The following is a 24200-nucleotide window of genomic DNA, read 5'->3' on the forward strand; positions in this document are numbered from 1 at the left end:
TCCCCCCTGGGTGTTTCAGGACCGGGCGGACAGCAGGCCGAGGGCCTCGTCGACCGAGATCCGCCCGCCGCGTACGGCGTCCAGCAGCGCGCCGAGCTCCGCGGTCCGGCCCTGCGCCGCGGCGGGTGCCTGTCCCGTGGCCGTGTCCGCGTCGGGCACGGCGACGGGGGCGGGGGTTGCCGGGGTGGGGGTGGTGGGCAGCAGGCCGCTGATGTGGGTGGCCAGCGCGGCGAGGCTCGGGTGGTCGTACAGCGTGACGGGCCGCTCGCGCAGGCCGTAGGTGCGGTTGATGACGGCCACGAACTCCGAGCCGAGGATGGAGTCGACGCCCAGCAGGTTGAAGGCGGCCGTGGTGTCGATGTCCCACGGGTCGCAGCACAGGATGCGGGCCAGTTCCTCGCGCAGGACGTCCAGGACGGGTCCGGCGGGCGCGGCGGCCGCGGGGGTGCGGGAGGGAGGGACGGATGCCGAGGCGGTGGAGGCGGGTGCCTGGCCGGGCATGCCCAGTTCGCGTGCCACATGGCGGGCGAAGGCCAGCGGTGTGGGGTGGTCGAAGAGCGCGGCGGCCTTGACGGCGGTGCCGTAGCGGGCGTTGAGGGTGGCCACGAACTCCACGACGAGCAGCGAGTCCAGGCCGATGGCCCGGAAGGTCTGTTCGGGGTCGATCTTCTCGGGTTTCAGGTGCAGTACGCCGGCGAGCATGGTCACGAGTTCGCTCACCACGTCGTCGGTGGGTGCGGCGGTGGCGGTACGGGGTGCGCTGTCGCGTTCCGCGGGCATGGCGTGGCTCCAAGGGGTGTCCGTCCCGGCCGGGCCGGTGACAAGAGGCGTGGATGGTGGATCGCGGCCCGGCCGGTCTCCGCCGTTTCGGCCGGACCCGGGTTCCCGGCCGGGGCTCGTTACGGTCTCTTCGCCGCGAGGGCGGGCCGTTTCACGCCGCCTCGGCCGTGATGCCGGGCCCGGCGGGAGGCCGGGTGCGGTAGCGGGTGGTGTGGCCGGGTGGGACCAGGGCGGGCAGCAGGGGCTGCCACAGGGCGGTGACCCGGTCGGCGAGTTCGCCGGGGCGGGGCGGGGGCACGGTGGCGCAGGCCAGGACCCCGATCCCGCACACGACCGCCGACAGCAGCGTCTCGCAGCCCTCGGCGGGCAGGTCCTCGTTCAGGTCACCCGCCGCGCGGGCCTGGCCCAGCAGCCGCAGTACCTCGGTGGTCCACGTCCGGTGGACGTCGGCGACGGGCGGCTGCCGGCCGGCGCACTCGTTCGCGATCCGCAGCGCGGCCCGTACCACCGGGTCCTCGTGCAGCATCCGGGCCAGCCAGTGCGTCAGGTCGATGAGTGTCTGCACCGGCGCGGCGCCCACCTGCCACTGCTCCTGGACGAAGTCGCCCAGCGCCTGTCGGCCGTGTTCCTGTACCGCGTCGGCCAAAGCGTCCTTGGAGGCGAAGTGGAAGTACAGCGCCCCCTTCGTCACTCCTGCGGCACCGGCGATCTGGCCCAGCGTCGCCTGCGCGAATCCGTGACGGTCGAACATCAGCGCCCCGGCGTGCACCAGCCCGCGACGGGTCCGCTCCGACCTGGCCTGCATCCCCAGTCTCCTTCCTGACCCTGCACGTCCTGGCCGGGCCTCAGCCGGCCACACGGGACAACCGCTCACCCGTGCGGGTGGCGGGGTTGTCGGGGACGGTGTCGGCCTGGGCGGTGAGGATGGACCGCTGCAGGCGGCGCAGGGCGGCCGACGGTTCCAGTCCCAGCTCCCGTACCAGCGTCCCCCGCAGCCGCTGGTACACCTCCAGCGCCTCGCTGCGCCGGCCCGACCGGTGCAGCGCCAGCATCAGCTGACCGTGCAGGTTCTCGTGCGTGCGGTACCGGCTCACCAGGACCGTCAGCTCGCCCAGCACCTCACGGTGCCGGCCCAGCCGCAGATCCGCCTCGATCCGCTGGTCCAGCGCGCACAGCCGGCTCTCCTCGAGCCTGCGCACGTGCATCTGCAGCAGCGCTCCCGCCTGCACATCGGCCAGCACCCCGCCCGTCCACAGCTCCAGGGACTGGCGCAGCACCCGCGCCGCCCCCGCGAAGTCCCCGGCGTCCATCGCCCGGTAGCCGCGCCCCGCCAGCAGTTCGAACTCCCCCACGTCGCTGGTCCCGCCCCCCGATACCAGCACGTAGCCGCCCGGGGAGGTCACCAGCACTTCTTTCGCCGACCCGCCTCCGCCGGGCGCGCCGTCGCCGGTTCTGCCGTCACCGGTCGACGCCAGCGCTCCTGAGATCAGGTCCCGCAGCTGCAGCACGTATGTCTGCAGTGTCGTGCGGGCGCTGCGCGGCGGGCACTGTCCCCACAGTTCCTCCGTCAGCGACGCCACCGGGACCACCCGGTCGGCGTGCAGCGCCAGCAGCGCCAGCACCTGACGCGGCTTGGGTGCCGTCGGCGTCACCGACACCCCGTTCACCCGCACCCCGAACTCCCCCAGCACCTCGATATCCACGCCGTCTCCCCTGTTCGCGCATGTATGCGAGTACTCCTCCTGCACAACGAGTAAAAAACAGGGCGGACGGTTTGTCAATATAGGACCGTCCGCCCTGTTTCCCGTGCACCGCCCGCCACCTGCGGAACGTCTACTTCCCTTGCTGGACAAGCTTTTTCGGAGGTCTTGATCACCTCCCCCGTCCACCCACCTTAAGCCGCGACGGCTCGAACACACCCTCAATTTACAAACCGCGTAAGCGGTTTCTGAGGGGGTTGTGTGCGGAGCGGTGGTCCGTCGTGCGGTCCTGTCGCCGACGCAGCGCGGCCCGCCCGGCGGGGCCGGGCGGGCCGGGCGGGTGCGGTCCGGGCGGTGTCAAAGGACGCGGACCGCGCTTTCCGCGTGCTTCTTGGCGAGGTTGAGCGTGGCGGTGCTGTTGCGGCCCAGGGCCTCGCGGACGTAGCGGCGGGCGGTCTGGATGTCGGCGTCGGGGCCGAGGACGGGCTCGATGTTCTCCGGGCGCAGGACGACGGAGTGCTGCGAGGTGACGGTGACGCCCGTCTCGTCGGGGACGACGGACCATTCGCCGGTGTGGGCGGACATCAGCAGCGGGGTGGCGGTCTGCTTGTAGACGATGCGCTGGGCGTGGGGGAAGCAGACGCGGACGGATTCGGTGGTGTGGGTGGAGCCGTCGGCGGTGACGGTGTCCATGGCCATGACCTGCACGCCGGGCTGGTCCTCGGTCAGGTCCAGGCGCGAGACGTGGGGGACGAGTTCGGGCCAGTCGCCCACCCGGTAGAGGAAGTCGTAGACGAGTTCGGCGGGGCCGTCGACGCGGACGGAGTCCTCGAAGGACAGGACGAGGTCGTCGAGCCGGTTCCAGCGCTCGGCGAGCTGTCGGAGGTTGGCCAGCTCGGCGCGGCTGTTGGTGTCGGTGGCGCGCTCGACCCAGGCGACGTCGTCGGGGGCGTCGTCGGCGACGGTGAAGTCGTGCAGGAGGGTCAGCTTGCAGCTCTCGGCGCCCAGCGATTCGACGATCCAGGTGCCGCCCATGGACTTGACGGGCTGGGCGGGCAGTTCCTGGCGGAACTCGACGCGGCGCCGCTCGGGGTCCAGGACCCGCCGGGAGGTCCAGGACTTGACCTGTCCGTTGGCGGTCGCCCACATGCGCAGGCGCTCGCCGGCGCCGTCGAACTCGAGCCTCTCCACATGGACGTTGGGCGGGAAGAACAGCGGCCACTGCACTGCGTCCGAGATCAGGCCGTAGACCACGCCGGCGGGCGCGGCCACGTTCACCTCGTGCGTCGTTGCGTGCACTCGCTCAGCGGACATCTCTCATCCTCTTTCAGAAGTTGCCCAGTCCGCCGCAGACGTTGAGTGCCTGGGCGGTGATGGAGGCGGCGTGTTCGGTGGTGAGGTAGCCGACCAGGGCGGCGACCTCTTCGGGGGTGGTGTAGCGGCCGAGGGGGATCTTGGCCTCGAACTGCTCCTGCACGTATTCCTCGGTGGTGTCCCAGGCAGCGGCGTAGCCCTGGCGGACGCGTTCGGCCAGCGGGGTCTCGACGTAGCCGGGGCACACCGCGTTGACGGTGATGCCGGCGGGGGCGAGTTCCTTGCCGAGGGCCTTGGTGAAGCCGACGACGCCGTGCTTGGAGGCGGTGTAGGGGGCGCCGAGCAGGACGCCCTGCTTTCCCGCGGTGGAGGCGATGTTGATGATGCGGCCCCAGGAGGCGTCGGCGAGGCCGCCGTTCTTGAGGACTTCGCGGGTCAGCAGGAAGACGCTGTTGAGGTTGGTGTCGATGACGTCGTACCAGAGGTCGTCGGCGATGTCGGCGGTGGGGCCGCCGCCGCTGCGTCCGACGTTGTTGACGAGGACGGAGACGGGTCCGTAGGTGTCCAGGACGGTGCGCACCAGGGCGGCGACGGACTCCCGGGAGCGGACGTCGGCGGCGGTGCCTTCGACTTCCAGGCCTTCGTCGCGCAGGTCCTCGACGGTCTGTTTGACCTCCTGTGCGGTGCGGGCGCAGATGAAGACGCGCAGGCCGCGGCGGCCGAGGTCGCGGGCCACGGCGAGGCCGATGCCGCTGGTGGCTCCGGTGACCAGGGCGACCGGCGCGGCCGGCGGTGGCGGTGGAGGGGGCGGTGGCGTCATCGTGCTGCCTCCTTGTGCGGTGCGCCGACGGCGGTGGTGCCGACGGTGGTCCCGACGGTGTCCAAGTCCGCTCGAAGGCCGCAGGAGGGCTGCTGGAGAACGGCGTCGGCGCGGCGGATCCGGGCGGTGCGCGGCTGGTGCGGGGCGAGGGACAGCGGGCGCAGGGCCTCGTCGAGGGCGCGGGGTGTGAGCAGGCCGCCGCGGGCGGCGAGGTAGCCGTCGGGGCGGATCAGCGCCCAGGCGCCGGGGGCCAGGCCCAGGGCCCGGCGCAGGGCGCCGTCGGGGTCGGGCAGCGGGCGGGGGCCCGGCGCGTCGGCGTCGGCGTGGGTTGTGGCGGTGTCGGTGACGGTGCGGACGGACAGCCAGGTGCCGTGGCGGGCGGCGGCGTCGGCGGCGGTGCGCTCGGAGGTGGGGGTGCGGTCGCCGGGGGTGAGGATCAGGGTGAAGCGGACGTCGCGCAGTTCGTCGGCGAGGGCGAGGGGGCCGGGTGAGTCGGGCCGGCGGGCGGTGGCGGTGGCGGCGCGTTCGCCGGGGCCGGGGACGTGGCGGCGCCGGGGTGTGGGGACGGGCACGGCGAGCGGGTCGGCGACGGGGACGTACTCGTGCCGGGCGCCGGTGGTCAGCGGGCTGTCGGCGTAGTCGATGCGCAGTCCGGACATGCCGCCGAGGACCTTGCGCTGGATGGCGCGGCGCAGCGGGGGCAGGTTGCGGACGGCGGTGAAGACGACGGGCAGGGCGAGGGAGGCGAGGGCGTTCTTGAGGGCGACGAGGAAGGTGGCGGTGCGGGTGGAGCCGAGCAGTGCCCTGCCGATGGGGACGCGTTCGGTGCTGTAGGTGTCCAGCAGTGCGGGGCGGGCGTGGCCGTGGTGGACCATGGCGAGTTTCCAGGCGAGGTTGTAGGCCTCCTGGATGCCGGTGTTCATGCCTTGTCCGGAGGCGGGGCTGTGCACGTGGGCGGCGTCGCCGGCGACGAAGACACGGCCGGTGTGCATGCGGGGCACCATGCGCTGCTGGAAGGTGAAGACGGAGGTCCATGCGGGGTCGCCGACGTGGACGGGGCGGCCCAGGCCCTTGGTGAGGCGGGCGGCGAAGCGGTCGGCGGCGCCGGTCGCGTCGGCGCTGTCGGGTGCGGTGTCGAGCAGCCGCCAGTGGCCGCTGCGGGCGTAGGGCACCATCATCAGGGCCTGTTTGCCGGTGTGGACCCAGTAGATGCTGTCGGGTTCGAGGTCGGTGCGCACGGGTGCGTCGGCGAGGATCCAGGTGTCGCTGCTCTCGCCGATCAGGGGCAGGCCGAGGTGTTTGCGTACGGTGCTGTGGCCGCCGTCGCAGCCGATGAGCCAGGCGGTCTCGCAGGTTTCCTCGGTGCCGTCGGTGTGGCGCAGGGTGGCTCGTACCGTGGTGGTGTCCTGCTCGAAGCCGGTCAGGCGGACGCCCCATTCGATGTCGACGCCGAGGGCGGTGACGGCGTCGCGCAGGACGGCTTCGGTGCGGGTCTGTTCGATGATGACGGTGTAGGGGTGGCGGGTGGGCATGCTGCGGTAGTCGGCCTCCAGGCGCACCAGGCGGCGGCCCGAGGCGTACATGGTGAAGGCCCGGTTGGTGCGGCCGGCCTCGACGACGGGGGCGAGGGTGCCCATCTGGTCGAGGGTTTCCAGGGTGCGCGGGTGGACGGCGACGGCGCGGCTGGTGCGGGCGGGGCCGGCGGCGGCGTCGACGAGGCGCACGCGCAGGCCCCGGCGGGCCAGTTCGTGGGCGGCGCTCAGGCCGACCGGGCCGGCGCCGGCGATCAGGACGTGGGGGCACAGGTCATCGGACACCGGCCGCCTCCAGCGGGGCGTCGGCGCTCTCGTCGGTGTACAGGGCGGGTTCGGCGGTCACCAGGGGCTTGAGGTCGGCGACGATGGCGGCGAAGCCGGCGCTGGTGACGGCGGCGCGGTGGGCCTGGGGGCTGTCCCACACGGCGATCTCGAGGTGGATGTTGTCCTGGCCCACGGCGCGCAGGTTCTGGTGGCTGATGTAGCCGGGCTGGGCGGTCATGTAGGCGGTGAGGCGGGCGCGGACGGCGAGGAAGGTGTCGTGGTCGCCGTGCACGGTCAGCTTGTTGACGAAGGTCACCATGGTCTGCCTCCTGCGACAGGTCGGTAAGGGGTGGGGTCAGGCGGCTGCTTCCGCGGTGGCGCGGGCGCGCAGCCGGGTGCGCAGTTCGGTGCGGCGGGGTTTGCCGGTGGGGGTGCGCGGGACGGTCTCGAGGGCTTCGACGCGGCGGATGCGTTCGAAGTGGGCCAGGCGGGAGTTGGCCTTCTCGGTGATCGCGTCGAGGACGTCGAGGACGGCGTGGGGGGCGTGGTGCGGGGGGCGGGGTGTCTCGCGCAGGACGATGCCGGCCCAGACGACGGCGCCGTGGACGGCGTCGGGCCAGCCGACGACGACGCATTCGGCGACGCGGGGGTCGTCGGCGATGATCCGTTCGACGGCGGTGGGTGAGACGAGTTCGTTGTCGTACTTGAAGACGTCGCCGAGCCGGTCGACGAGGAACAGGGCGCCGTCGGTGTCCTGGTAGCCGATGTCGCCGGTGGAGAACCAGCCCTCGGCGTCGATCCGGGAGGGTTCGTCGTCGTTGAGGTAGCCGGCCATCAGTTGGGGTCCGCGGACCTGTACTTCGCCGGTGGTCCAGGGCTCGGCGGGCCTGCGGGAGTCGAGGCCGACGATGCGGCTCTCGGTGCCGGGCAGGGGGTGGCCGACGGCGCCGGGGCGGGGGTCGTCGGTGAGGCGCTGGTTGTGGCTGAGCGGGGAGAGTTCGGCCATGCCGTAGCCCTGGACGACGGGGACGCCGAGCGCCCGGCTCAGCCGGCGGGCGGCGGCGGGCGCGAGGGCGGTGCCGCCGGACATGACGGCGGTGAGCCGGGGCAGGGCGGGCACGGCGGCCGGGGCGGTGAGGCGCGGATCGGCGGCGAGGCGGTGCAGGCGGGCGGGGAGCCCGTAGTAGTGGGTGGCGCCGGTACGGGCGGCCAGGGTGAGGGAGGCGAGGGGGTCGCCGTCGGTGCACAGCACCTGCGCGGCGCCGGCGCACACGGCCGAGTTGAGGTGCATCACGTGGAACAGCGGCAGGTGGTTGAGGGTGACGGACGCCGGGCCGAGACCGTGGGCGAGGGCGATCTGGTGGGCGTTGGCGACCAGGTTGCGGTGGGTCAGGCGCACCCCCTTGGGGCGGCCGGTGGTGCCGGTGGTGAACTGCAGGCACACGGTCGAGGACGGGTCGGCCGGCCCGTGGGCGGGGGCGGCCGGCCCGTCGCCGGCGCCGTCCAGGGCGACGTGGAGGGGAGTCGCGTCGGCGGGGACCACGCCGTCGTCGGCGTCGGTGACGACGAGGGTGTGCAGGCGGGGCAGTTCCTCGCGCATCTTGGTGAGCAGTTCGGCGGTGGCGCGGGGCACGAACGCGATCTCGATCGCGGCGGCGGTGAACACGTGCCGCAGCGCCGCCTCCCCGATGAGCGGGTTGACCAGGGCGATGGTGTGGCCGCTGCGGCTGGTGCCGTAGTAGGTGGCGGCGAACGCGGTGTCGAGGGTGTTCGCCACGCCGACGGTGGTGGGCCGGGGCGCGGCGCGCAGGAGGTAGTGGGCGACGCGGTCCGCGCGGGCGTCGAGTTCGGCGTAGGTGAGGGTGTGCTGCCCGCGGGTCAGGGCGGTGCCGTCGGGATCCCGGACGGCGGCCTGGCGCAGCAGTCCGTCCAGGGGCAGTTCCGGATACGTGAATCGCGGCACGGCGTGGTCCTCCTCCGGGTGGCGTGATGCCGCGACCGGCTGGGCCTGCCGGGAGGGCACCAGCGCCGGCAGGCACCGGTCGGGTGTCGCATGCCACGCTGTGCCGCCGCGCTCGAGAAACCGTGGAAGTCCGCTCGACGGTCTCTCGGCGGGGCGCGGACGGCGCCGGGGCACCGGGGGCGCGGGGCGGGGCGGGCCCGGTGCGCGAGCAACGCTCCAGCGGCGTGCGGGCGGGCCTCCATCGCGGGCGGCCACGTTGGGCCGCGTACGTCATTGCCTGCGCAGGAGCCGGGTCGTGTCGCGAAGTGCCGCCCTTGTGGCGGACGGCGCCGCAGCCGGACACTCCGGGCCCGCGCACGGACCGATTCGCCACCCGATGGGGGTTTCACGCATGACGCAGACGACGATCGACCGGCCGGGGGTCTCGGCTCTTCAGCAGGCCGTGCAGGGAGCGGCGGACCGGCTGGTCCAGGCCGGCGCGGCCGGCGTGCAGTTCCGGGTCACCCGGGGGGACAACTCCTTCGTCGTCACCTCCGGGATCGCGGAGCTGGGCTCGGACCGGCCGGTTCCCGCGGACGGCCGGTTCCGTATCTCCTGCATCACCAAGCCGTTCGTGGCCGTGGTGGTGCTGCAGCTGGTCGCCGAGGGCCGCCTGGACCTGGACCGGAGTGTGGAGTCCTACCTGCCGGGGCTGCTCCCGTACGGTGAGAAGATCACCGTCCGGAACCTGATGCAGCACACCAGCGGCCTGTACAACTACATGGACTCGTTCCAGAAGCCGGGCGACCGGTTCCTGCGCGACCGCTACAAGCACTACGAGCCCGAGGACCTGATCGCCATCGCGGCGGCCAAGCCGCTGGAGTTCGAGCCGGGCACGAAGTTCGCGTACTGCAACACCAACTACTTCATCGTCGGCCTGCTCATCAAGAAGATCACCGGCCGCTCCTACCGCGAGGAGATCACCGAGCGGGTCCTGCAGCCGCTGGGGCTGACGGAGACGACGCTGCCGGGCGACGACCCGAACATCCCCGGCCCGCACGCCCGCGGCTACATGCAGATCGGCGGCGAGCCGGTCGACGTGACGCTGATGAACCCCTCGGAGGCCGGCTGCGCGGGCGAGATCATCTCCACCACGGCGGATCTGGACCGGTTCTTCTGCGCCCTGTTCGACGGGACGCTGCTGAACGAGCCGGAGTTCACCGAGATGACGACGCCGCTGCCGCCGGAGATGATCGAGAACCTGCCGATGGGCATCGGCTACGGCCTGGGCATCATGAAGCTGGAGAACGACGACGACCTGGACCTGTGGGGCCACGGCGCCGGCATCCCCGGCTACGCCACGTTCGCGGCCACCACCCGCGACCGGTCGGCCCGGGTGCAGCTGTCGTTCACGATCGGCGACAAGGACTTCGGCCCGGAGGCCGAGCAGGCCGTCATCCGCGGTGTCAACACCGCCCTGTGCTCCTGAGGCCGCGATGACGGACCAGGTGAGGAAATCGGTCGTCGTCACCGGCGGCGGCACGGGAATCGGCGCCGCCACGGCCCGCGCTTTCGCGGACGACGGCGCGCATGTGCTCATTGTCGGGCGCAGTGAATCGACGCTGAAGGAAACAGCGGACGGGCACGACCGAATTCGCATTCTGGTCGCCGATGTCCACGACCACGATGCGCCCGGTCTGATTGTCCGGACGGCGCTCGAAGAATTCGGCCGCCTCGATGTTCTCGTGAACAATGCGGCGGTCACCGCATTCGCGCCCCTGGACGGTCTGGAACGCGATGGTGTGCGCGAGCAGTTGGGCACGAATCTGCTCGCGCCGGTCTTTTTGACGCAGGCCGCCCTGGACGCGCTCGAGGCCGCCGGCGGGGTCGTGGTGAACGTCAGCTCCGCGGGTTCGCTGGGCCGCCGCGCCTGGCCGGAGAACTCGGTGTACGGGATGGCGAAGGTGGCGCTCGACTTCCTGACCCGCACCTGGGCCGTCGAGCTCGCGCCGCGCGGCATCCGCTCGGTCGGTGTCGCGCCCGGTGTCGTGGACACCGGTGTGGGGGTGCGGGCCGGGATGCCGGCAAAGGCGTACGAGGCGTTCCTCGCGCAGATGGCGGAGCGGATCCCGGCGGGCCGGGTGGGCCGGCCGGAGGACATCGCCTGGTGGATCGTCCAGTTGACCCGTCCGGAGGCCGGGTACGCCAACGGCACGGTCGTGGCGGTGGACGGCGCACTGTCGGTGACCTGACGCCCGCCACGCACACCTGAAGCGGCCCCCGGGGGATGCCCCCGGGGGCCGCTTCAGGTGCGGCTCCCGCCACCGTGCGGAGGGCCGCCGACGTGCGCTCGGTCCACCGCCGGTGCGGGCCGGACCGCCGCCGTGCGAGCAGCCCTGCGGGCCGCGTCGCCGGCAGGGCCGCGGGGGGTCAGCGGGCGACGGTGGCGGTGACGTAGCGGACCGGGACGTCGATGCGGATGAGGCCGTCGGCGTCGCGCAGGGCGTCGAGTTCGCCGGTCAGGCGGGCGCGCAGGGCGGCGGCCTCGTCGGCGGGCAGGTGCTGCCACAGCAGCCGCATGCCCTGCGTGTGGGACCACTCGACCCAGTCCTCGCCGCTCGCGGCGGTCATCTCGACCACCTCGTCGGTGATGACGGTGTCGGTGAATCCGGCCTGCCGCAGGGCGGCTTCGAGGTCGGCCGGGTCCTCGAGCCAGGAGTGCAGCTGGCGCCGCAGCTGCTCGGGGTGCCAGGCGGGCGGCAGGTGCTGGAGCAGCGACATGGGGATCCAGCGGCTGAACAGCGGCGGCAGGAAGGGGAAGTCGTCCTTGCGGAAGACGGGGCTGGTGAAGGCGATCCGGCCGCCGTCGCGCAGCAGGCCGGCGTAGCGGGCGAGGGCGGCGCGGGCGTCGGGGAGGAAGATGACGCTGTAGCTGCCCATGACGAGGTCGAAGGACCGGGCGGGCAGGTCGGGGTGTTCGCCGTCCATGACCCGCAGTTCGACGTTGTCGATGCCTTGGCGCCGCGCCTCCTGGCCGGCCTGTTCGATCATGGCCTCGGCGATGTCGATGCCCAGCGCGTGACCGGTGGGGCCGATCCGGTCGGCGGCGGGCAGAAGGGTGGCGCCCAGGCCGCAGCCGACGTCGAGGAGCCGCTGTCCGGGCTGCGGGCGGGCGTGCTCGACGAGCCGGCGGCCCATGGGGGTGAAGAACTCGACCCCGAGCCGGTCGTAGGCCGCAGCGGCCTTGTTGAAGGCGGCGGTGACTTTCGTCTTGTAGGTGGTCGCGGTGTCCACGGTCAGCTCCGGGGGTGGTGGCGGCATGGATCTGTTCAGGGTGAATGCTGCGGCTTTCCGGCCGGGTGGTGGTGGAGGGCCGTTCGAGAGCCGGTCGACGCCGGCAATTCGCCGCTTGCCCGGCCTCTTCGGCCACCGCACAATGTCGGCCAGTGTCCTGAATTTCTGCTGGGCGCCCGGCGAAAGGGAATGCGATGAGCAGTCATATAGCGGCGGTACGCCGCATGGTGGAGGCGTACAACACCGGAAAGACCGATGACGTCGCGGAATTCATCCACCCGGATTATCTGAATCCGGCGACGATGGAGCACATGGACCTGCGGGGTCCGGACTCGTTCGCGATGGCCGTGAAGTGGCTGAAGATGACCTTCTCGGAGGAGGCGTACCTCGAGGAGGTCCTCATCGAGGAGCGTGGCGACTGGGTGCGCGCCAACCTGGTCCTGTACGGCCGTCATGTCGGCGACCTGGTGGGGATGGCGCCGACCGGGCGCCGTTTCTCCGGGGAGCAGATCCATCTGATCCGTCTGGTCGACGGCAAGATCCGTGACCACCGTGACTGGCCGGACTACCAGGGCACCTACCGGCAGCTCGGGTCGCCGTGGCCGGAGCCGAACGGCTGGAGGGACTGAGTCATGATTCTCGTCACCGGAGCGACCGGCAAGGTGGGCCGTGAGGCCGTTACGCAGCTCGCCGCGGCGGGCCACCGGGTGCGGGCCCTGAGCCGTACCCCCGAGGAGGCCAACCTGCCGGCCGGCGTCGAGGTGGTGGCGGGCTCTCCTGCCGACCCGGCGTCGCTGGCGGCCGCGTTCGCGGGGGTGGGTTCGGCGCTGGTGGTGCTGTCCGGCGATGTGGCGGGCGAGGCCCGGGGCGTCGCCGCGGCCGCGGCGGCGTCGGGCGTGGGGCACCTGGTGTTCCTGTCGTCCGCGAGCGTGCTGCATCCGCTGCCGCACGGCATCGCGGACGAGCACCGGGCCGCGGAGGAGGCCATCACCGCGTCGGGCGCCGACACGACGTTCCTGCGGCCCGGCCCGTTCCACGCCAACACCTCGTGGTGGATCAGGACCGTGCGGGAGAGCGGCGCGGTGCGCTGCTGGATCGGCAACAACCCGGGTGCGCCGATCGACGAGTACGACATCGCCTCCTCGGCGGTGGCCGCGCTCACCGACGAGCGCCACCGGGGCAAGGCGTATGTGCTGACCGGCTCCGAGGTGCTGACCTCGAAGGAGCAGGCCCGCATCCTGGGCGAGGTGCTGGGCCGTGAGCTGGACTTCTCGGTCGCGCCGCAGGAGGAGGTCGTGGAGGTCTTCGCGGGCATCACCGGCGACCGGCCGGCCGCGGTGACCAATGTGGCCGCCCTGCACAGCCCCGAGGTGCCGTGGTCCCGGCCGACGCCGGCGGTGCGGCTGCTGACCGGCCGTGAGCCGCGCAGCTACCGGACGTGGGCCGAGGCGAACGCGGCGCTGTTCGCCGCCGAGGAGGTGATGGCGTGAGCAGCGAGGGCGGCGGGACGGTCCTGGTGACCGGTGCGACGGGCCTTCAGGGCGGGGCGACCGCGCGTGAACTGGTGCGCCGTGGGCGCCCGGTGGCGGCGCTGGTGCGCGACCCGGCCTCCGAGGCGGCCCGTGCGCTGACCGACCTGGGCGTGACGCTGGTACGGGGCGACCTGGACGACGAGGCGTCGCTGCGTTCGGCGATGGAGGGTGTGCACGGGGTGTTCTCCGTGCAGACGTTCATGACGCCCAAGGGCCTGGGCGGCGAGGTCCGCCAGGGCCGCGCGGTGGCGCGGGCGGCGAAGGCCGCCGGCGTGGCGCACGTGGTGTACAGCTCGGTGGGCGGTGCGGAACGGCACAGCGGCGTACCGCACTTCGAGTCCAAGCGGCACATCGAGCGGTATCTGCAGGAGCTTTCCGTGCCGGTGACGGTGCTGCGTCCGTCGTTCTTCATGGACAACTTCGCCGCGCACGGCCCGCGACAGGTGGACGGGACGCTGGTGGTGCAGCTGGCGCTGAAGCCGGACACCCGTGTGCAGTTCATCGCGGTGGAGGACATCGGCTTCTTCGCCGCCGAGGCCTTCGAGCGGCCCGCGGAGTATGTGGGCCGTGCGGTGGAGCTGGCGGGCGACGAGTTGAGCGCGACGCAGGTCGCCGAGGCGTTCGCCGCGCGGACAGGCCTGCCGGCCCGGTTCGAGGAGCTGCCGCTGGACGCGGTGGCGGCGAACCCGTACATCCCCAACGCGCCGGAGATCGCGTTGATGTTCGAGTGGTTCCAGGAGCACGGCTACCGGGCGGACATCCCCGCGCTGCGGGCCGAGCACCCGGGGCTGCTGTCGTTCGGGGCGTATCTGAAGTCGCTGGACCTCTGACCCCGACCACCGCACGAAGGGCCCGGACCGTGTCGGCGGTCCGGGCCCTTCGTGCCGGCAGCTTCACTCACGACCTGTTCCTGCACTCGCACGGCCCCTGGGGGTGGAGCACCGGGCGTGTGCGGTGGTCAAGGGCGGCGCGGGCGGCCGGGATGCGGGCGTTCGGCCACTGCGGCGGCCTGGCATCCCGGCCGGCGGGGCCGCGATCGTGTTCGACGACATGCGGGATCTTCCCCGGGCTGCCGGCGGCGGCCGGCTGGGCCGGGGCACGGACAAGGGCCCGGGCCGTGTCGGCGGCCCGGGCCCTTCGGTGGTGCGGCAAGGTCACAGGACGTCGGCGGCGACGAAGCCCAGTTCCTTGAGCATCGGCAGGTAGTTGAAGACGTCGTAGTGCTCGATGATCTTCCCGGCGTCGTCGAAGCGCAGCTCCTCGAGCATGAACCAGGTGACCTTCTTGCCGGTCGCGGCCTTGCCCATGAAATCGCCGAGGTGGGTGGCGGTCACGGTGATGCGCAGGATGACGCGGTCGCCCTGCGAGACGGCGCTCTTGACGTCCAGGTGCAGGTCGGGGAAGGCGGCGAGGCCGCCGCGCATCGCCTGCTTCATGGCCTGCGAGTCGACGGGGCGGTCCTCGGAGAAGTGCCGGATGTCCGGCGACCAGTGGACGAAGATGCCGTCCAGGTCCCAGCGGTTCCAGGCGGCGGCGCAGTCGAGCGCGATCTGCTTGTTGCGCTCCTGGACGCTCTGGATGGGCAGTTCGGCGAGCGTTGCGGTCATGGTGAGGGTTCCTTACCGGTCTCAGGGGATCAGGACGTGCTTGCCGACGGTGGCGCCGTCCAGCAGGGCGCGTACCGCGGCCGGGGCCTCGGCCAGTTGGTGGCGGCCGGCGATCTCGGGGCTCAAAACGCCCTCGTCGACCAGCCGGTACAGGGCGGCGAGGTCGGTTCGGAAGTCGTCGCCGGGCTTGACGTAGTACATGCTCTGGCGGCGGCCGCGGGTGAGGCGGAGCTTGGCCGCGATCCAGCGGGCGGCGGTGCGGCGCAGTGCGGGCACATGCGGCCTGAACCACTGGCCGGGCCGGTAGCCGGCCACGGAGGAGTCGAAGGAGACGAGGGTGCCGCCGTCGGCGAGCATGGCCCAGCCGGCGTCGAGGCCGCGGCCGCCGATGTGGTCGAAGACGGCGTCGACGCCGTCGGGTGCCAGTTCCCGGACGGCGGCGGCGAGGTCGCCGGTGCGGTAGTCGAGGGGCTCGGCGCCCAGGGCGCGCACCGCGGGGTGCTTGGCGGGTGAGGCGGTGCCGATGACGCGCACTCCCGCGTGGACGGCGAGCTGGGTGAGCAGGGTACCGACGCCGCCGCTGGCGCCGTGCACGAGCACGGTGGAGCCGGCGGCGAGCGCGGTCTGCCGGTGCAGCATCTGGTAGGCCGTGACGCCGTTGGTGATCAGGGAGACGGCGACGGCCGCGTCCAGGTGCTCGGGCACCGCGGCGAGCGCGGCGGCGGGCACCTCGACGTACTGCTGCCAGGCGCCGTGGCGGGGCATCGCGGCGACCCGGTCGCCGGTGTTCCAGCCGGTGACGTTGTCGCCGGTCTCGACGATGCGGCCGACCAGGTCGTAGCCGGGCACGAAGGGGAACTTGGGCGGGAAGGGGTGCAGGTGCTGGAGCATCTGCACCTCGGCGAAGGACACGCCGGCGGCCTCGACGCGGACGACGACCTTGCCCCGGCCGGCCGTGGGCCGTGTGCCGTTGCCGGCGACGATGTGGTCCTCGGGGCGGCCGCTGCCGGTGAGCTGCACATGGGCGTTGGCCGTCCGGCCACCGGCGGCGGGGGTGGCTGCGCGGCCGGCGGCGGCTGTGCCGGTGTCGACGCTCACGCCGCCACCGTCTCGCGCCGGGGGGCGAAGTCGGCGGCGTGGTCGGCGGCCCACCGGGCGAAGGTGAGGGCCGGGCGGCCGGTGATCCGCTCGACGGTGTCCAGCGGCACGGGCGGGTTGTCCATGGCGTCGGCGAGGTAGCCGAGGATCATCTCGACGACCGGCGGCGGCATGAAGTGGCCCATCTGCTCGCGCGCCTGGTCGGGGGTGATCTCCTCGAAGGCGACCTCGGTGCCGATGGCGGCGGCGATCGCCTTCACCTGGTCCACCTGGGTGATGGCCTGAGGGCCGGTCAGGACGTACGCCTGCCCGGTGTGGCCGTCCTCGAGGAGCGCGGTGGCGGCCACCGCGGCGACGTCGGCCTCGTGGATCAGCACGCGCGGCGCGCCGCCGTAGGGGGTGCGCACGAGGCCCTCGGTGCGGATGGAGTGGCCCCACTTCCACAGCAGGTTGGTGGCGAACTCGTCGGGGCGGACGAAGGTCCACGCGATGCCGGACTCCTCCACGGCGCGCTCCACGGTGCGGTGGTGCTCGCCGCTGTGGTTGTCGCCGGAGGTGTCGAGCACGGACGAGGAGGAGAGCACCACGATGCGGCGCACTCCGGCCTCCTTGGCGAGGGCGACGACCTCCCGCGCGGTCTCGGGGACCGGGAAGAGGTAGAGGCGCTCCACGCCGTTCAGGGCGGCCCGCAGTGTCTGCGGCTGCTCGAGGTCGCCCTCGAACACCTCGACGCCGTCGGGGAGCCCCGCTGCGGCCGGGGTGCGGGTCAGGGCCCGCACCTGCGCTCCCGCCGCCACGAGGTGGTCGACCACATGCCGGCCGACGGATCCTGTCGCTCCTGTCACCAGAACTGTCACGCCTGCTCCACCCTGTCGGTCCCGGCTTCCCCGAGACTCCTCGGACCTTGGTGGTGCAAGGCTGAACAGCCCGGCTGGAGGGTCCCCGGAGACTGGCTGGAACGCGATCGGGGCGGCGCGGGGCGGGAGCAGCGCTCGAGCCGTTCTCCAGCGGCGGCGGGGATGCTCCCGGCGGAGGGCCTCGCCTGCGTGCCCGTGCGCGCCGGCACGCCCGGGCACGGCCGGCCGCCGGGTGGCCGCGGGGCTTGCGCGGGGCTGTCGGCTGTCCGGTCGCATCGCCTTCCTCTCCCTCGTCCCCCACGAAAGGTCGCCGCTTTGTCCGCCACCGCCGTAAGCCAGTCCCCCACCACGCGGGGCAGGACCAAGAAGAAGTTCGAACTCTCCCGAAGGGGGCGCAGGCTGACGCTCGCCGTCCATGTCGTGACTTCGGTGGGCTGGGTGGGTCTTTCCCTGGCGATGGCCGTGCTGGCCGTCATGGGGTACACCACCGAGGACGCCGCGGTCGCCAAGGGCGTCTACTACGCGATGTACGTCTTCGACGACACCTGCGTCACGGTGTTCAGCATCACCGCCGCGCTGTCCGGCATTCTGCTGTCCTGCGGCACCAAGTGGGGCCTGCTGCTGCACTGGTGGATCATCGTCAAGTGGGTGATCACCCTGTTCATGACGATCTTCGCGTGGTTCGTGATCCACCCCATCGTCATGCAGGCCACCGAGAACACCGCGACGGCGGGCGGCGCGCCGCCGGAGCCGGGCTGGCCGGCGGACTTCCTGCTGTGGAGCGTGCCGGTGCTGTTCGCGCTGCTGACCGTCGCCGCCGTGGTGTCCGTCTACAAGCCGTGGGGCCGCACCTCGCGGGGGCGGGGCACCGCGCCGCGCGGCGGGCGGGCCTGAACGGAGGCGGCCCCGTGCCGGGGCGTGCCCGGCACGGGGTGCTCGCTGCGGCGCCGACTCTCGCCGTTGCCGGGAAACGCCCGGCAGTCCCGGCAGCGCCGGCCGGCGCTGCCGGGACCACGAGAGGCTGCCGCAGGTCAGCGAATCGTTCATCACCTGGGCGTCGATCACCCGTATGACCCGCCACCTCACCCGGCGAAGGGCCCTCGGCCCTGGTCACGGGCGGTGACGCCGCCCCCGCACGCGCGGGCAGCGTGATCACTCGTCCTACCGCGGTCCCCGACATGGCCGACCGGTTCGACCTCGCTGTGGCCGCAGCGCACGGCCCCCGCGCCATGGGCGGTGGGCAGCCGGCCGGGTGAGTCGCGAAGCACGGATCGCGGCCCACCCGGTGCTGAGGCAGTGTGACCGGCCTACTTCTTCTGGTTCAGCGGCAGGGCGATGTCGAAGACCTGCCTGGCCGCGGGGAAGGCGCCGGCGTCGTCGGCCGCTCCGGTGAGCAGGTCGACCCTGTAGAAGCGGTAGGAATCGCCGGTCTGCAGGGCGGCGAAGCCGCGGTTGGTGCCGTCCTTCGCGGAGAAGTAGATGTCGAAGCCCGCGCTGGGGCCCGCGTCGACGCCGAGGTTCCCGGTCGGGGCGAGGGTGCCGGCGTTGGCGGGCGACTGCAGGACGACGCGGTCGTTGGCGGTGTCGATGTCGAACAGGCTGGTGGCGGTGGCCACGTCGAGGTCGTTGTTGGTGTAGGCGGCGCCGGTCACCCCGAGGGCGGGCGTGACCGCGGGCGGAGTGGTCAGAGTGCTGTCGGCGACGGTCCCGCCGACGGGGACGTTGACGTTGTGGCGCAGGTTCTGCCCGGTGTCACTGATGATCCGCAGCCGGTCGGCGGCCGGGTTGAAGTCCACTCCGAAGAAGTCGCCCTGAAGGGCGATGCTCAGCTGGGACACCTTCGTCGCCGTGGCGTCGCTGGTGTCGATGGTGTAGACGCCGCCGGCGTCGCCCACCCCGTAGAGCAGGCCGTCCTGGACGCGGTAGTCGATGCCGACCAGTTGCGAATCGCCCGTGAGCCCGCTGACCGTGCCGGACGAGGTGACCTTTTCAGGGTTACCGGCACGGAACCAGACCAGGCGCTGATCATCGGTGAGGCCCGTCACCTTCAGGCCGTTGCGACCTTCGCCTTCGAGGCTGTCGTCCGCAGCCAGCGCCGGGCAAGCGGAGGACAGGGCGGCGGCGAGGGCCACCACAAGAACCATCTTGCGCATGAGATCTCCATCGAGTCGAGCCGCCCGCACAGCCGGGGCGTAGGCCCGACGCAATCAGCAATGGACAGGCCGGGCTCGTCGAGCGCGGCCAAATGGCGGTGCTCGCACCAAGTCCCGTCGTCGTCCTGCCCCCTGGCGCCCGGGTACGCGATGGGCACGCCGCCCCCGTCACTCGGACCGCCGTGTGCATCGATGCCACCGGTTCTCGCTTCGCGGGGGTACACCCCACGCTCGTCACCGGTGAGGGCCCTGTCGGCCGCGCCGAGCGGCAGCGCATCCGGTGCACGGCCGGCATGGCGTCGACCGCGAGGGCGCCGCCACCGGGGGCGCGCGAGCCGGTTCAGCCGGTGCCCGCCCGCATGTCGAGGTCGGCGTCCGGGGCGGTGCGCCAGGCGTGCACCACGGCCGCGGCGCGGGAGACCTCGAGGCGGCCGTCGTCGCCGCGGGCGGCGGAGTCGACGTCGATGCCGAGGAAGCGGGGATGGGACCGGGTGGCGGGGAAGTCGCCGTGGTTGGCGGGGCCGAGGCCGCCGGCGAGGAGGAACGGCAGGGTGGTGGCGTCGGCCAGTTTCGTGACCGTGGTGTCGTCCAGGCGCTGGGCGGTGGAGCCGATCCGGCCGTCGCCGGTGACGGCGTCGAAGAGGAAGCAGTCGGCGCCGGCCCGCTCGTAGGCGCCGGTGAGCCGGCCCTCCAGGCAGGTGTCGTCGCGTACGTGCAGCACTTTGGCGATCTTCGGGCCTTCGGGGCACTGTGCGCGCAGGGCGCGCAGCACGCCGGGGGGCTGGAAGCCGTGCAGTTGGACCCAGGCGGCGTCGGCCGCCCGTACGGCCGTGGACAGTTGGCCGGTGTCGGCGGAGAAGGTGACCAGGACGGGCGCCAGGCCCGCGGCGCGGGCCCGGGCGCCGAGCACGGTGAGCTGGTCGAGTGTCAGGTCGGCGTGGCCGCCCGGTACGTGGTGCCACAGGCCGATCAGGTCGGCGCCGGAGGCGGCGACGGCGTCGACCTCCGCCGTGGTGGTGGCACCGCAGATCTTGACCAGCATCAGGCGGCCGCCGTCCGGCCGGCGTCGTGCTCCAGGGAGCCGGCCGTGAAGCGGTCGCCACCGGCGCCGAACAGGCCGGGGTGCGCGGCCCGCAGGTCGGCCAGGACGGCCTCGTAGGGCAGGTCGTCGAATTCGCCGTGGAAGCGCAGGAACTCCATCTGGCGGCGCCCCTTCAGGTCGAAGGGGTGGTGCAGGCTGTCGGTGGTGCCGTCGAAGTCGAGGGGCGCCATCCGGTACAGCCGGCACAGGTTCTTGTTGAACACCGGTGTGGCGCGCACCCATTGGCCTTCGAGGCGTACGGAGGTCAGGCAGTGCTGGTGGAACACGTCGCCGCCGAGCAGGCTCACCAGTTTCGGGGAGGCGAGGTGGTTGCGCACGTCGGTCAGGACGAGGCGGGCGGGGATGCCGAGCGAGCGCAGGCCGGCCGCGTAGAGGACCGACTTGTGCAGGCACATGCCGGAGCCGGTGGCCGCCACGGTGCCGGCGCGCAGCCCCTGGCGGGTGAGGTCGGCGCCGTAGACCTCGTAGCGGATCGTGTCACGGACCGCGTAGTAGAGGGCGACGGCCTGCTCGGTGGGTGTGGTGGCGGTGGGCGGCAGGGCGTCGGCCACGAACGCGCGTACCTGCTCGTTCTCGTGGTCGAGGAACTCGGTGGCCTCGAGGGCGCCGGTGCTCAGTGGGGTCGTCATGGCAACTGGGGGTCCGCTTCGTTGTCGGTTGGATTCCAAAGGCCCGTCGGTGGGTTCACAGGCCAAGGAGTGCGGCGATGCGGTTGCGCTGGGTCTCGGAGGTGCCGGAGTAGATCGTTCCGGCGACCGCGTTGCGCAGTTGGCTCTCGATGCCGTACTCGGTCATGTAGCCGTTGCCGCCGAAGATCTGCACGGCGGCCAGGGCGGAGGCGACGTTGGCCTCGCTGGTGACGAGTTTGGCCATGGCGATGTCGCGGGTGACGTTGTCGCCGGCGGTCATCTTGCGTGCCGTCTCGTACAGCCAGCGGCGGGAGGTCTCCACGCCGGTGGCCATGTCGACGATTTTGTGGGAGACGGCCTGGTAGGAGCCGATGGGCTGCCCGAACTGGCTGCGGGTCTGCGCGTAGCGGACGCAGGCGTCCACCCGGCGCTGCATCTCGCCGGCGTTGATGACGAAGGAGCAAAGGATCTCCCAGCGCATCACGTGGTCCAGGACGAGGAACCCGCCGCCGGGCCGGCCGATCACCCGGTCTGCCGGGACGCGGCAGTCGTCGAAGTACAGCTCGCACAGCGGGGAGGTGCGCAGGCCCATCTTGGCCAGTGGCCGGCCCAGCGTCAGGCCCGGGGTGTCGCGGTCGACGAGGAACGCGGTGATGCTCAGCGGACCGGGACGGTCGCTGGTGCGGGCGTAGACGGTGAACACGTCGGCGACGGGCCCGTTGCTGACGAACGACTTGCTGCCGTTCAGGACGTAGGTGTCGCCGTCGCGTACCGCACGGGTGCGCATCGCCAGCGCGTCGGAGCCGCTGTCGGGTTCGCTGATGGCGTGGGCGCCGATCAGCTCGCCGGTGCAGATTCCGGGCAGGTGGCGGTCCTTGAGGGTGTCGGAGCCGAAGCGCTGCAGGGGGACGCCGAGCGAGACCAGGTGGGTGCAGACGGAGAAGTTCAGTCCGGCGTCCCGGCAGCCCTCCCCCAGTCCCTCCAGGACGTACATGGTGGTGGTCAGCGACTGGCCGAGTCCGCCGTGGCGCTCGTCGAAGGGCAGTCCGAGGATCCCGGTGCCGGCCAGTAGCCGCCATGCCTCACGGGGGAACTCGGCGGCCGCGTCGCGCTCGATGTGCCCTTCGTCGAGCTTTTCGAGCACGGGCGCCAGGCCGTCGCGCAGGGCCTGCTGGTCCTTCGTGAAGTCGGCCATCAGTAGTGGGAGAATTCGGGCGAGTCGAGGTTGTGGCTCTCGTCGCCGCGCAGCGCGGGGGTGAACATGCACACCAGGCGCAGGTCCTCGTGCGGGCTCGCCACCAGCCAGTGGGCGTCGTGCCGGTCGAGCGCGTACAGGGTGCCGGGGGTGATGGGGTGCGAGACGCCGTCGCTGTCGATCACCTCGCCGGAGCCCTCGATGCAGTAGCAGCTCTCGAGGTGGTTGCGGTACTCCAGGCGGGACTTGGTGCCCGCGCGGACGATGGTGTCGGTGACGGTGTAGCCGACGCCGTCGGCCTGGGTGAGGAATCTGCGGCTGAGGCCGTTGCCCCAGTCGACGCAGGTGACCTCTTCGAGCTTGCGGACGATCACAGGGGTCTCCTTTCGTACGGGTGGTTCCGCTGTTCGGCACGGTGGGCCGCCGGGGCCGCTCACGGCCCGCGCAGTTCCTTCACGAAGGAGCCGAACTCCTCGACGGGGTCGCGGCCTTCGGTCAGGGCCTGTTCGATACGGGCCACGCCGACGCTGCCGACGACGGCGGCGTCCGCGCCGAGGTCCTGCAGGAGCAGGGTGTCGGCGCGGGTCCTGACGCCGAAGCCGACCGCGACGGGCGCGGTGGCGGTGGCGCGCAGGGCGGCGACGGAGCGGGCCAGCCGGTCGTGGTCGAGGGCCGCGGCGGTGCCGCTGCGGCCGTAGTGGGCGACCAGGTAGAGGTAGGCGGTGGCCTGCGCCGCCGCCTCGGCGACCGCGTCGGGCCGGGAGATCGCGTAGCAGGTGGTGACCAGCGGCAGGCCGGCGTCGTGGGCGGCCTGGTAGTGGGCGGTGCGCAGCCTGGGCGGGACGCCGTGCAGCAGCAGTCCGTCGCAGCCGGCGTCGCGCACGGCGGCGGCGAAGTCGGCGGGGGCCGTGCCCTTGACGGTGTGGCCGAAGTCGGCGAGCAGCGCGATGCGCAGTCTTTTCAGGCCGGGCCGGACGCGGGCGACGGCGGCGAGGACGGCGGCCAGGTCGGTGCCGTGGGCCAGGGCCCGGTCGGCGGAGCGGCGGATGACGGGCCCGTCGGTGACGGATCCGGGGAAGGGGACGGCCAGTTCGAGGCAGTCGATGTCGCTCTCGTCGAGGAGGGCGGCGAGGTCGGGCAGCCGGTCCAGCGGCGGGTCGCCCGCGTTGAGGAACAGGGCCAGGCCGGGCCGGCCGGGTGCGGTGCGGGTGAAGAACCCGCCCGGCCCGGACGCGGTGGCGGACCCGGGAAGGTTCCCGGCCGCGGGGGCGGGGGCGCTTGGGGGTGTGGGCGCGGGGCCGGAGGCGGATGTGGAGGCGGTGGCGGGTGCGGGGCGGGGGTCATGCATGGGCCACCTCCGTGGCGCGTCGCAGTCGGTCGACCAGGGCGAGGGCCGAGCCGTCGTTCAGGACCGCGCGGGCGCCGCGCAGGGCCTGGTGCCAGTCGCCGGTGAGACGGCCGGCGACGGCGAGGGCCGCCGCGTTGAGGCAGACCGCGTCCTCGGCCGCCGGGCGGCCGCGGCCGGCGAGCAGGTCCAGGACGTCGCGGACGGGGTCGGTGCCGGGCCGCAGGTCCTGCAGGGTGCCGGGGCCCAGGCCGAGCGCGGCGGGGTCGAGGGTGAACTCGTCCTCGCCGCCGCCTTCGTAGGTGCGCACCAGGTTGGGGGTGAAGCCGACCAGTTCGTCGGCGCCCGTGTCGTTGGTGGCCAGCCACACGGATCTGCCGGTGCGGCGGGCGGTGTGCTCGGCGGCGTGCCGCAGCCCGGGGGCCAGCCGCGGGTCGGAGACGCCGGTGAGCTGGGCGTCGACCGGCATGTCGGCGAGGAACGGCCCGAGGGCGTTGACGAAGCGTCCCAGGCGGCGGATGTCGAGCGGCAGCACGCCGCGTGCGAGCAGGCCCAGTTCGGCGGGGTAGACGAACATGCCGGCGAACGCGATGCCGCACCGCTCGAGCATCTCGTGGGTCTGCTCGTAGGAGGAGGCCGTCTCGATGCCGAGGCGTTCGAGCAGGTCGAGGGAGCCGAGGGCGGAGGTGTAGGCGCGCGATCCGGTCTTGACGACGCGGGTGCCCATCGCGGCGGCGGTCAGCGCGGCCGCGGTGGAGATGTTGAGGGTGCGCGGGCCTCCGCCGGTGCCGACGATGTTGACGGCGCCTTCGAACACCGGCCGCCCGGTGTCGTCCGGGCGGCGTTCGGCGAGCGAGTCGAGCAGCGCGGTCAGTGTGGCGCGGCCGGGCATCTGCGTGGACAGGGACGCGAGCAGGGCCACGCTCTCGCCCCGGCGCAGCGCGCCGTCGTGCAGGTTGTCCCAGAAGGAGCGCCACTGGGGAAGGTCGACGGGCCGGTCCTGGGCGATCAGGGCGGCGACGGCGTCGTGCAT

Annotated in this window: 25 protein-coding genes; 6 read left to right on the forward strand and 19 right to left on the reverse strand. The window is 72.7% G+C overall.

Annotation, left to right across the window (positions count from 1 at the left end):
* Positions 1 to 15 precede the first annotated feature (15 nt).
* The 8 genes from MDN94_RS31365 to MDN94_RS31400 form a co-directional block, all read right to left on the reverse strand.
* Positions 16 to 780, reverse strand: coding sequence for an acyl carrier protein (locus tag MDN94_RS31365; RefSeq protein ID WP_482729236.1), 765 nt, complete (start codon positions 778 to 780; stop codon positions 16 to 18).
* A gap of 151 nt (positions 781 to 931) precedes the next feature.
* Positions 932 to 1585 (reverse strand): ScbR family autoregulator-binding transcription factor, encoded by a 654-nt coding sequence (locus tag MDN94_RS31370; protein ID WP_482729237.1) that lies wholly within the window; start codon positions 1583 to 1585, stop codon positions 932 to 934.
* A 40-nt stretch (positions 1586 to 1625) separates the two neighbouring features.
* Positions 1626 to 2483: an AfsR/SARP family transcriptional regulator gene (locus MDN94_RS31375; RefSeq protein WP_482729238.1), complete on the reverse strand. Its 858-nt coding sequence runs from the start codon at positions 2481 to 2483 to the stop codon at positions 1626 to 1628.
* A 354-nt stretch (positions 2484 to 2837) separates the two neighbouring features.
* Complete coding sequence (locus MDN94_RS31380) at positions 2838 to 3794, reverse strand: aromatase/cyclase (RefSeq protein ID WP_482729239.1); 957 nt, start codon at positions 3792 to 3794, stop codon at positions 2838 to 2840.
* A 13-nt stretch (positions 3795 to 3807) separates the two neighbouring features.
* The gene (fabG, locus tag MDN94_RS31385) at positions 3808 to 4614 is read right to left on the reverse strand and encodes a 3-oxoacyl-ACP reductase FabG (RefSeq protein ID WP_482729240.1); all 807 of its coding nucleotides are present in this window, start codon (positions 4612 to 4614) and stop codon (positions 3808 to 3810) included.
* Positions 4611 to 6431, reverse strand: a complete 1821-nt coding sequence (locus tag MDN94_RS31390) for an FAD-dependent oxidoreductase (RefSeq protein WP_482729241.1) — start codon at positions 6429 to 6431, stop codon at positions 4611 to 4613. The genes fabG and MDN94_RS31390 overlap by 4 nt, the downstream gene beginning before the upstream one ends.
* Positions 6421 to 6732, reverse strand: coding sequence for an antibiotic biosynthesis monooxygenase family protein (locus MDN94_RS31395; RefSeq protein WP_482729242.1), 312 nt, complete (start codon positions 6730 to 6732; stop codon positions 6421 to 6423). Before MDN94_RS31395 ends, MDN94_RS31390 begins: the two co-directional genes overlap by 11 nt.
* A 36-nt stretch (positions 6733 to 6768) precedes the next feature.
* Positions 6769 to 8376, reverse strand: a complete 1608-nt coding sequence (locus tag MDN94_RS31400) for a class I adenylate-forming enzyme family protein (RefSeq protein ID WP_482729243.1) — start codon at positions 8374 to 8376, stop codon at positions 6769 to 6771.
* A 391-nt stretch (positions 8377 to 8767) separates the two neighbouring features.
* Between MDN94_RS31400 and MDN94_RS31405 the strand changes: the two genes are divergently transcribed.
* Positions 8768 to 9844 (forward strand): serine hydrolase domain-containing protein, encoded by a 1077-nt coding sequence (locus MDN94_RS31405; RefSeq protein ID WP_482729244.1) that lies wholly within the window; start codon positions 8768 to 8770, stop codon positions 9842 to 9844.
* A gap of 7 nt (positions 9845 to 9851) precedes the next feature.
* Positions 9852 to 10607, forward strand: coding sequence for an SDR family NAD(P)-dependent oxidoreductase (locus tag MDN94_RS31410; RefSeq protein WP_482729245.1), 756 nt, complete (start codon positions 9852 to 9854; stop codon positions 10605 to 10607).
* Between the two features lie 178 nt (positions 10608 to 10785).
* On the opposite strand, the gene MDN94_RS31415 is transcribed toward MDN94_RS31410, so the two are convergent.
* Positions 10786 to 11649 (reverse strand): class I SAM-dependent methyltransferase, encoded by an 864-nt coding sequence (locus tag MDN94_RS31415; RefSeq protein WP_482729825.1) that lies wholly within the window; start codon positions 11647 to 11649, stop codon positions 10786 to 10788.
* Between the two features lie 194 nt (positions 11650 to 11843).
* On the opposite strand from MDN94_RS31415, the gene MDN94_RS31420 reads away from it, so the two are divergent.
* The 3 genes from MDN94_RS31420 to MDN94_RS31430 are packed head-to-tail and all read left to right on the forward strand — an operon-like array spanning position 11844 to position 14011.
* Positions 11844 to 12278, forward strand: a complete 435-nt coding sequence (locus MDN94_RS31420) for a SnoaL/DnrD family polyketide biosynthesis methyl ester cyclase (protein ID WP_482729246.1) — start codon at positions 11844 to 11846, stop codon at positions 12276 to 12278.
* Between the two features lie 3 nt (positions 12279 to 12281).
* The gene (locus tag MDN94_RS31425; protein ID WP_482729247.1) at positions 12282 to 13139 is read left to right on the forward strand and encodes an SDR family oxidoreductase; all 858 of its coding nucleotides are present in this window, start codon (positions 12282 to 12284) and stop codon (positions 13137 to 13139) included.
* Complete coding sequence (locus MDN94_RS31430) at positions 13136 to 14011, forward strand: NmrA/HSCARG family protein (protein ID WP_482729248.1); 876 nt, start codon at positions 13136 to 13138, stop codon at positions 14009 to 14011. Before MDN94_RS31425 ends, MDN94_RS31430 begins: the two co-directional genes overlap by 4 nt.
* A gap of 324 nt (positions 14012 to 14335) precedes the next feature.
* Here MDN94_RS31430 and MDN94_RS31435 read toward each other — a convergent pair whose 3' ends face one another.
* The 3 genes from MDN94_RS31435 to MDN94_RS31445 are packed head-to-tail and all read right to left on the reverse strand — an operon-like array spanning position 14336 to position 16743.
* Positions 14336 to 14788 (reverse strand): ester cyclase, encoded by a 453-nt coding sequence (locus MDN94_RS31435; protein WP_482729249.1) that lies wholly within the window; start codon positions 14786 to 14788, stop codon positions 14336 to 14338.
* A gap of 21 nt (positions 14789 to 14809) precedes the next feature.
* A complete protein-coding gene (locus MDN94_RS31440; protein ID WP_482729250.1) occupies positions 14810 to 15886 on the reverse strand; it encodes a zinc-binding dehydrogenase in 1077 nt (358 codons plus the stop codon).
* Positions 15883 to 16743: an NAD(P)H-binding protein gene (locus MDN94_RS31445; protein WP_482729251.1), complete on the reverse strand. Its 861-nt coding sequence runs from the start codon at positions 16741 to 16743 to the stop codon at positions 15883 to 15885. The genes MDN94_RS31440 and MDN94_RS31445 overlap by 4 nt, the downstream gene beginning before the upstream one ends.
* 315 nt (positions 16744 to 17058) lie before the next feature.
* Between MDN94_RS31445 and MDN94_RS31450 the strand changes: the two genes are divergently transcribed.
* Positions 17059 to 17637, forward strand: a complete 579-nt coding sequence (locus MDN94_RS31450; RefSeq protein ID WP_482729252.1) for a DUF2269 family protein — start codon at positions 17059 to 17061, stop codon at positions 17635 to 17637.
* Between the two features lie 413 nt (positions 17638 to 18050).
* On the opposite strand, the gene MDN94_RS31455 is transcribed toward MDN94_RS31450, so the two are convergent.
* The 7 genes from MDN94_RS31455 to MDN94_RS31485 all read right to left on the reverse strand — a co-directional run bounded on the left by MDN94_RS31455 (position 18051) and on the right by MDN94_RS31485 (position 24200).
* Entirely contained in the window at positions 18051 to 18896 is an 846-nt protein-coding gene (locus tag MDN94_RS31455; RefSeq protein ID WP_482729253.1) for a DUF4394 domain-containing protein, read from the reverse strand.
* A gap of 340 nt (positions 18897 to 19236) precedes the next feature.
* A complete protein-coding gene (locus MDN94_RS31460) occupies positions 19237 to 19938 on the reverse strand; it encodes a phosphoribosylanthranilate isomerase (protein ID WP_482729254.1) in 702 nt (233 codons plus the stop codon).
* The gene (locus tag MDN94_RS31465; protein ID WP_441267308.1) at positions 19938 to 20627 is read right to left on the reverse strand and encodes a transglutaminase-like domain-containing protein; all 690 of its coding nucleotides are present in this window, start codon (positions 20625 to 20627) and stop codon (positions 19938 to 19940) included. The genes MDN94_RS31460 and MDN94_RS31465 overlap by 1 nt, the downstream gene beginning before the upstream one ends.
* Positions 20628 to 20682: 55 nt before the next feature.
* Positions 20683 to 21822 carry an acyl-CoA dehydrogenase family protein gene (locus tag MDN94_RS31470; RefSeq protein ID WP_482729255.1) on the reverse strand — a complete coding sequence of 380 codons (1140 nt, stop codon included), beginning with the start codon at positions 21820 to 21822 and terminating at the stop codon, positions 20683 to 20685.
* A complete protein-coding gene (locus tag MDN94_RS31475) occupies positions 21822 to 22196 on the reverse strand; it encodes an ectoine synthase (RefSeq protein ID WP_005321771.1) in 375 nt (124 codons plus the stop codon). The genes MDN94_RS31470 and MDN94_RS31475 overlap by 1 nt, the downstream gene beginning before the upstream one ends.
* A gap of 59 nt (positions 22197 to 22255) precedes the next feature.
* Positions 22256 to 23170, reverse strand: a complete 915-nt coding sequence (gene trpA, locus MDN94_RS31480) for a tryptophan synthase subunit alpha (protein ID WP_482729256.1) — start codon at positions 23168 to 23170, stop codon at positions 22256 to 22258.
* Positions 23163 to 24200 (reverse strand): anthranilate phosphoribosyltransferase, encoded by a 1038-nt coding sequence (locus MDN94_RS31485; RefSeq protein ID WP_482729257.1) that lies wholly within the window; start codon positions 24198 to 24200, stop codon positions 23163 to 23165. The genes trpA and MDN94_RS31485 overlap by 8 nt, the downstream gene beginning before the upstream one ends.

Source organism: Streptomyces sp. WAC00040 (assembly GCF_056835925.1).

Bases quoted from the DNA above. Each gene is read 5' to 3' on its own strand.
- MDN94_RS31410 (WP_482729245.1), top strand. From the start codon at position 9,852: ATGACGGACCAGGTGAGGAAATCGGTCGTCGTCACCGGCGGCGGCACG.
- fabG (WP_482729240.1), bottom strand. From the start codon at position 4,614: ATGACGCCACCGCCCCCTCCACCGCCACCGCCGGCCGCGCCGGTCGCC.
- MDN94_RS31405 (WP_482729244.1), top strand. From the start codon at position 8,768: ATGACGCAGACGACGATCGACCGGCCGGGGGTCTCGGCTCTTCAGCAG.
- MDN94_RS31455 (WP_482729253.1), bottom strand. From the start codon at position 18,896: ATGCGCAAGATGGTTCTTGTGGTGGCCCTCGCCGCCGCCCTGTCCTCC.
- MDN94_RS31380 (WP_482729239.1), bottom strand. From the start codon at position 3,794: ATGTCCGCTGAGCGAGTGCACGCAACGACGCACGAGGTGAACGTGGCC.
- MDN94_RS31470 (WP_482729255.1), bottom strand. From the start codon at position 21,822: ATGGCCGACTTCACGAAGGACCAGCAGGCCCTGCGCGACGGCCTGGCG.
- MDN94_RS31460 (WP_482729254.1), bottom strand. From the start codon at position 19,938: ATGCTGGTCAAGATCTGCGGTGCCACCACCACGGCGGAGGTCGACGCC.
- trpA (WP_482729256.1), bottom strand. From the start codon at position 23,170: ATGCATGACCCCCGCCCCGCACCCGCCACCGCCTCCACATCCGCCTCC.
- MDN94_RS31370 (WP_482729237.1), bottom strand. From the start codon at position 1,585: ATGCAGGCCAGGTCGGAGCGGACCCGTCGCGGGCTGGTGCACGCCGGG.
- MDN94_RS31425 (WP_482729247.1), top strand. From the start codon at position 12,282: ATGATTCTCGTCACCGGAGCGACCGGCAAGGTGGGCCGTGAGGCCGTT.
- MDN94_RS31435 (WP_482729249.1), bottom strand. From the start codon at position 14,788: ATGACCGCAACGCTCGCCGAACTGCCCATCCAGAGCGTCCAGGAGCGC.
- MDN94_RS31395 (WP_482729242.1), bottom strand. From the start codon at position 6,732: ATGGTGACCTTCGTCAACAAGCTGACCGTGCACGGCGACCACGACACC.
- MDN94_RS31465 (WP_441267308.1), bottom strand. From the start codon at position 20,627: ATGACGACCCCACTGAGCACCGGCGCCCTCGAGGCCACCGAGTTCCTC.
- MDN94_RS31420 (WP_482729246.1), top strand. From the start codon at position 11,844: ATGAGCAGTCATATAGCGGCGGTACGCCGCATGGTGGAGGCGTACAAC.
- MDN94_RS31365 (WP_482729236.1), bottom strand. From the start codon at position 780: ATGCCCGCGGAACGCGACAGCGCACCCCGTACCGCCACCGCCGCACCC.
- MDN94_RS31485 (WP_482729257.1), bottom strand. From the start codon at position 24,200: ATGCACGACGCCGTCGCCGCCCTGATCGCCCAGGACCGGCCCGTCGAC.